General features: G+C 74.9%; 6 protein-coding genes. All 6 read left to right on the top strand.

Annotated features, from left to right (window positions below; genetic code table 11):
- The coding region (locus AC0CYZ_RS24030) for an AMP-binding protein (RefSeq protein WP_472220005.1) at positions 1 to 1,117 on the top strand (1,117 nt) is incomplete at its 5' end.
- Entirely contained in the window at positions 1,114 to 2,736 is a 1,623-nt protein-coding gene (locus AC0CYZ_RS24025) for an acyl--CoA ligase family protein (protein WP_472220003.1), read from the top strand. The genes AC0CYZ_RS24030 and AC0CYZ_RS24025, both read left to right, overlap by 4 nt.
- A 42-nt stretch (positions 2,737 to 2,778) precedes the next feature.
- Positions 2,779 to 3,189: an NUDIX domain-containing protein gene (locus tag AC0CYZ_RS24020; protein WP_472220001.1), complete on the top strand. Its 411-nt coding sequence runs from the start codon at positions 2,779 to 2,781 to the stop codon at positions 3,187 to 3,189.
- A 308-nt stretch (positions 3,190 to 3,497) separates the two neighbouring features.
- The gene (locus tag AC0CYZ_RS24015; RefSeq protein ID WP_472219999.1) at positions 3,498 to 3,944 is read left to right on the top strand and encodes a hypothetical protein; all 447 of its coding nucleotides are present in this window, start codon (positions 3,498 to 3,500) and stop codon (positions 3,942 to 3,944) included.
- A gap of 66 nt (positions 3,945 to 4,010) precedes the next feature.
- Positions 4,011 to 4,853: a UbiA family prenyltransferase gene (locus AC0CYZ_RS24010; protein ID WP_472219997.1), complete on the top strand. Its 843-nt coding sequence runs from the start codon at positions 4,011 to 4,013 to the stop codon at positions 4,851 to 4,853.
- A partial coding sequence (locus AC0CYZ_RS24005; protein WP_472219995.1) for an NAD(P)/FAD-dependent oxidoreductase occupies positions 4,853 to 5,711 on the top strand: 859 nt, incomplete at its 3' end. The genes AC0CYZ_RS24010 and AC0CYZ_RS24005, both read left to right, overlap by 1 nt.

The raw sequence follows: 5,711 nt of genomic DNA, 5'->3' as shown, positions 1-5,711 counted from the left end.
CCAGCTCGAGGGCGCCGAGGCCGTCGACGGGCCGGTGGAGCGCGCCGACGACGACACCGCCGTCGTGCTCTACACCTCGGGCACGACCGGCTCGCCGAAGGGCGCCGAGCTCACCCACGCCAACCTGTCGACGAACGCGCGGACCTCGGCGCGCACCCTCATGGAGATCTCCCCCGACGACGTGGTGATGGGCTGCCTGCCGCTGTTCCACGTGTTCGGGCTGACGTGCGGGCTGAACGCGTCGGTGCTGTCGGGCTCGTGCCTGACGCTGCTGCCGCGGTTCGACGGCGCGAAGGCGCTGGAGATCATCGGGCGTGACCACGTCACCGTCTTCGAGGGCGTGCCGACGATGTATTCGGCGATGCTGCACGTGGCCGACCGCGACCGCTACGACGTGTCGTCGCTGCGCGCGTGCGTCTCCGGCGGGTCGGCGATGCCGGTGGAGGTGCTCCGCGGCTTCGAGGAGGCCTTCGACGCCATCGTGCTCGAGGGTTACGGGCTCTCGGAGACCTCGCCGGTGGCCTCGTTCAACCACCCGCACGCCGAGCGCAAGCCCGGGTCTATCGGGACCCCGGTGGCCGGCATGGAGTTGCGGTTGGTCGACGACCAGGGCGAGGACGTCGCCGACGACGCGGTGGGCGAGATCGCGATCCGCGGTGAGGGCCTGATGAAGGGCTACTGGGGGCGCCCGGAGGCCACCGCGGAGTCCATCCCCGACGGCTGGTTCCGCACCGGCGACCTGGCCCGGCGCGACGAGGACGGCTACTACGCCATCGTCGACCGCAAGAAGGAACTGATCATCCGGGGCGGCTACAACGTCTACCCCCGCGAGATCGAGGAGGCCCTCTACGAGCACCCGGCCGTGGCCGAGGCGGCGGTCGTCGGGATCCCCCACACCGACCTCGGCGAGGAGGTGGGCGCGGCGATCGCGCTGAAGCCCGACGCGTCGGCCACCGTCGAGGAGCTGCGGGCCGTCGCGAAGTCCCGCGTCGCGGCCTACAAGTACCCGCCCCACCTCTGGCTGCTCGACGAGCTGCCCAAGGGGCCGACCGGGAAGATCCTCCGGCGGTCGGTCGAGCTGCCGGACGAGCTCCGGTCGACAGGGGCGACGACGTGACGGAGATCAGCGGGTCGGCGCAGGTGCGCCGGGCCCACCGCAGCGAGCTCGACCCGGTCTCGTTCCTGTGGCGCAGCGAGTTCGTCTACCCCGACAAGGTCGCGGTCGTCCACGAGGACCGGCGCTACACCTACCGCGAGCTCGCCATGCGGGTGCGCCGCCTGGCGTCGGCCCTGCGGGACGCGGGGCTGGAGAAGGGTGACCGGGTCGCGTTCATCGCGCCCAACATCCCCGCACTGCTCGAGGCGCACTACGGCGTCCCCGCCGCGGGCGGGGTGCTCGTCGCGGTCAACCACCGCCTGACCGCCGACGACGTCGGGTTCATCCTGGGCCACTCCGGCGCGCGGTTCGTGTTCGTGGACCACGAGTACGAGCACCTCGTCGGCCCCGGCGACGACGACGACGGCGACGGCGACGACGGCGGGCGGCGGGTCGTCCGCATCGACGACACCGGGGCGGCGGGCGACCCCTACGAGGACTTCCTCGCCGGCGGGTCGGAGGAGGCCCTGCCCACGGTCCTCGACGACGAGGACGAGCCGATCTCGGTCAACTACACCTCGGGCACCACCGGCCGGCCGAAGGGCGCGGTCTACCACCACCGCGGCGCGTACCTCAACGCCCTCGGGGAGGTCGTCGAGACCCGGCTGAGCCCGGAGAGCGTCTACCTGTGGACGCTGCCGATGTTCCACTGCAACGGCTGGTGCTTCACGTGGGCCGTCTGCGCAGTGGGCGGGCGCCACGTGTGCCTGCGCAAGGTCGACCCCGGGCGCATCTGGGAGCTCATCGACGCCGAGGGCGTGACCCACTACAACGGCGCCCCCACGGTCCAGAACTCGCTCCTCGACCACGAGAGCGCCCATCCGCTCGACCGCGAGGTCATCACGACCGTGTCGGGCTCCCCGCCCAACGCCGAACTGTTCGCCCGCCTCGCCGAGACCGGCATCCGCCCGATCCACGTCTACGGGTCCACCGAGCTCTACGGGCCCTACATGATCTGCGAACGCCAGCCGGGGTGGGAGGAGCTCCCGACGGAGGAGCAGGCGCAGCTGCTCGGCCGCCAGGGCGTCCACTACGTGATCGCCGAACCGGTCCGGGTCGTCGACGACGACGGGCAGGAGGTGGCCGCGGACGGCGAGACCCTCGGCGAGGTCCTGATGCGCGGCAACAACGTGATGACCGGCTACCTCGACGACCCCGAGCAGACCGAGGAGGCCCTCGGCGACGGGTGGTACCACTCCGGCGACCTCGCCGTCCGCCACCCGGACGGCTACATCGAGCTCCGGGACCGCAAGAAGGACATCATCGTCTCCGGCGGCGAGAACATCTCCACGATCGTCGTCGAGCAGGCCATCGCCGAGCACCCCGCGGTCGCCGAGGTCGCGGTGGTGTCGACACCGGACGAGCGCTGGGGAGAGCGGCCGAAGGCCTTCGTCGAGCTGGTCGACGGTGCGGAGGCCGACGAGGACGACATCCTCGCGTTCGCGAAGGAGCACCTGGCCGGCTTCATGCGCCCCGTGGCCGTCGAGATCACCGACCTCCCCAAGACCTCCACCGGCAAGATCCAGAAGAAGGACCTCCGCGACCGGGAGTGGGAGGGCCGGGACCGCAGGGTCGGGTGACCGTCCCGGGTACGCGGAGCCCCGACCGGGCACACCCCGGGCATGTTCCGGAGCCGCGCGGCGGGTGGGGTGGTCGTCGACCCGCACGGCCGGGTGGCCGTCGTCCGCCAGCGGTCCCGGACGTGGTCGCTGCCCAAGGGCCACGTCGAGGACGGCGAGACGGTCCTCCACGCGGCCCGGCGCGAGATCCACGAGGAGTGCGGCCTGGGCGACCTGGAGCTGGTGCGCGAGCTGGGGTCGTTCTCCCGCATGGCCGTCCGCCACGGCCTGCCCGAGTACAAGACGATCACGCTGTACCTGTTCCGCAGCCCCGAGGCCGAGCTGCACCCGCTCGACACGTCGAACCCGGAGGCCCGGTGGTTCGCCCCGGACGAGGTGGCGACGAGGCTGTCGCACCCGGCGGACGGCCGGTTCTTCACCCGGCACGTGCTGCCGCTCCTGACCGGGACCTGAGCCGGTCGGACACCGGCCGACCACGGCCGTGACGTCCGCTCCGCAGCCACACCGGAGATCCGGGTCCTCGAGACCCGGATGTCCCGAGGCTGTCCGGGACCCCGCCGCGGTGGGGGTACTGCTGCGTCCGGATGACGACGTGTGACACCGACGGACGAACGAACTTCGACCCGACCGGGCCCTCGCGGCTAACTCCCGCGTCGCCTGCGCCGACAAGGTGGCGATCCCGCTCGTCCTCCAGCTCAGGGGGGCGGCGCTGGAGCGACGGGCGTTCTGCCCGTTCGCGCTCGAACCTCCGAGGTGTGGACGTGATCAGTCTCGACGTCACGGCGACCGGGCTCCGGGTGCGCTTCACGGGCGCCGACCTGGCCGCCGCGTGCTCCGCGGGGCTCGACGTGCCGTACGCGCGGGTCGTCGGCGCGCGGGTGATGACCCGTGCGGACGCGGTGGCGTCGAGCCCGCACGTGCCGTGCCCCGGCGTCTGGTGGCCCGGGCGGCTGCGGGTCGGGGCCTGGGGGATCGGGGAGCGCCGTCAGCTCTGGGGCGCCCGCGGGGGCCCCTACGTCGTGGTCGTCTACCTGTCCGGGCGGCCCTTCCACCGCCTCGTCGTCGAGGTCGAGGAGCCCCGGCGGACGCAGCGCCGGATCGAGGCGGCCCTGCTGCACAGCAAGACCACCGGGCCGCGGGAGTCGCTGCGCCGCCTGAGCGAGCGCGGCGACGACGGCGCCGTCACTGATCCATCCGTGCCACCCTGACGACGAGCCCGGGCGGGTTTGCGCGGCGGACGCGGCGCACAACCTGCCCCGACGACGGGGAGGTCCATGCGCACCGCGACGACCGCGTCGGCTCCGGGCGCCCCCCGCTCCCGGGCCGCCGCCCTGCTGACGGCGTCCCACCCCGGCCCGGCGGCCGCGGTCACCACGGTGACGGCGCTGCTGGCCGTGGACGCAGACCGCCCCGCCCGCACCGTCGTGCTCGTCGCCGCGGCCGTGTTCACCGGGCAGCTGACCGTCGGCTGGGTCAACGACCTCGTCGACGCCGGCCGCGACCGCCGCGTCGGGCGCACCGACAAGCCGCTCGCGTCGGGAGCCCTGACCGCCCGGCCCGTCGTCGTGGCCCTCGCGGTCGCCGGACTCGCCTGCGTGGTGCTCTCACTCGCGGCGGGGTGGCGCAGCGGGGCCGTGCACCTGGTGCTCGGCGTCGGCTCCGCGCAGGCCTACAACCTGGTGCTCAAGGCGACGTGGTTCTCGTGGCTGCCCTACGCGGTGGCCTTCGGGACGCTGCCCGCCGTCGCCTCCCTGGCCGGCCCGGGCCCGGCGTGGCCGCCGTGGTGGACGACCGCGGCCGGCGCGGCGCTCGGGGTCGGCGCCCACGTCCTCAACGCGCTGCCCGACCTCGCCGACGACGCCCGCACCGGCGTCCGCGGCCTGCCCCACCGGCTGGGGGAACGCGCGGCCCGCCCGCTGGCCGCGGCGCTGCTCCTCGCCGCCTCCCTGCTCGCGGCGCTGGGCCCCACCGGCCACCCGGCCGCGTGGGTCTGGGGCGCCCTCGTGCTGGTCGTGGCGCTGGCCGCGGTCGCCGCGACGGCCCGGGGACGCACCCCGTTCCGGGCCGCGATGGCGATCGCACTGCTCGACGTCGTGCTGCTCGTGGCGGCGGGCTGATGGCCGGCTGGGACCTCGCCGTCGTCGGCGCCGGGCCGGCGGGCACCGCGGCCGCGCTGGGCGCCCTGCACGCCGACCCGGGTCTGCGCGTCGCGCTGCTCGACCGCGCCGAGTTCCCCCGCGACAAGGCCTGCGGCGACGGGGTCGCCCCGCACGTGCTCGACCGGCTCGCCGAGGTCGGGGTGACCGGCCTGCTCGACGACCGGGTCCCCGTCGCCCGGCTGCGCCTCGACCGCGACGGGCAGGGCGTCGACCGGACCATGCCGCGGCCCTCCTACGTCGTCCCGCGCCGCGTGTTCGACGCGCGCCTGGTCGACGCGGCCCGGGCGGCCGGGGCCCACCTGCTCCGGCACCGGGTCCGCGACGTCGGCGGGGGCGCGGACGGCACCGACGCCCCGGTCGTGCTCGACGGGCGGATCGACGCCGAGGTCGTCGTGGGCGCGGACGGGGCCCACTCGGTGCTGCGCCGACGGCTCGGTCCTCGAGGCGGCCGGCCCGCCGGTGGCACCGCGTTGGCCCTGCGCGGCTACGCGCCGGTGTCCGCGGGACGCGAGGGTGCCCAGGTCATCGCCTTCGGGACCGGGCCGACCACGGCCTACGCCTGGTCCTTCGACCGCGGCGACGGCCTGGCCAACGTCGGCTACGGCGAGGTGCTGCGCGGCGGCCGGGGGCCGGGCCGGGCACGGATGCTCGCGCAGCTCGAGGCGCTCCTGCCCGGCAGCACCGCCGGCGGCGGCGACTGGGTCGCCCACCACCTGCCGCTGTCCGGGCCGCGCTGGCGCCCGCCGTCGGGACGGGTGCTGCTCGTCGGGGACGCCGCGGGGCTGGTGAACCCGGTGACCGGCGAGGGCATCTACT

The sequence above is a fragment of the Actinomycetospora sp. genome, from assembly GCF_055612215.1.
This window is presented reverse-complemented; position numbering and strand designations above follow the sequence as displayed.

Excerpts from the sequence above, each read along its gene's own strand:
- AC0CYZ_RS24020 (WP_472220001.1), top strand. The coding sequence starts at position 2,779 with ATGTTCCGGAGCCGCGCGGCGGGTGGGGTGGTCGTCGACCCGCACGGC.
- AC0CYZ_RS24010 (WP_472219997.1), top strand. The coding sequence starts at position 4,011 with ATGCGCACCGCGACGACCGCGTCGGCTCCGGGCGCCCCCCGCTCCCGG.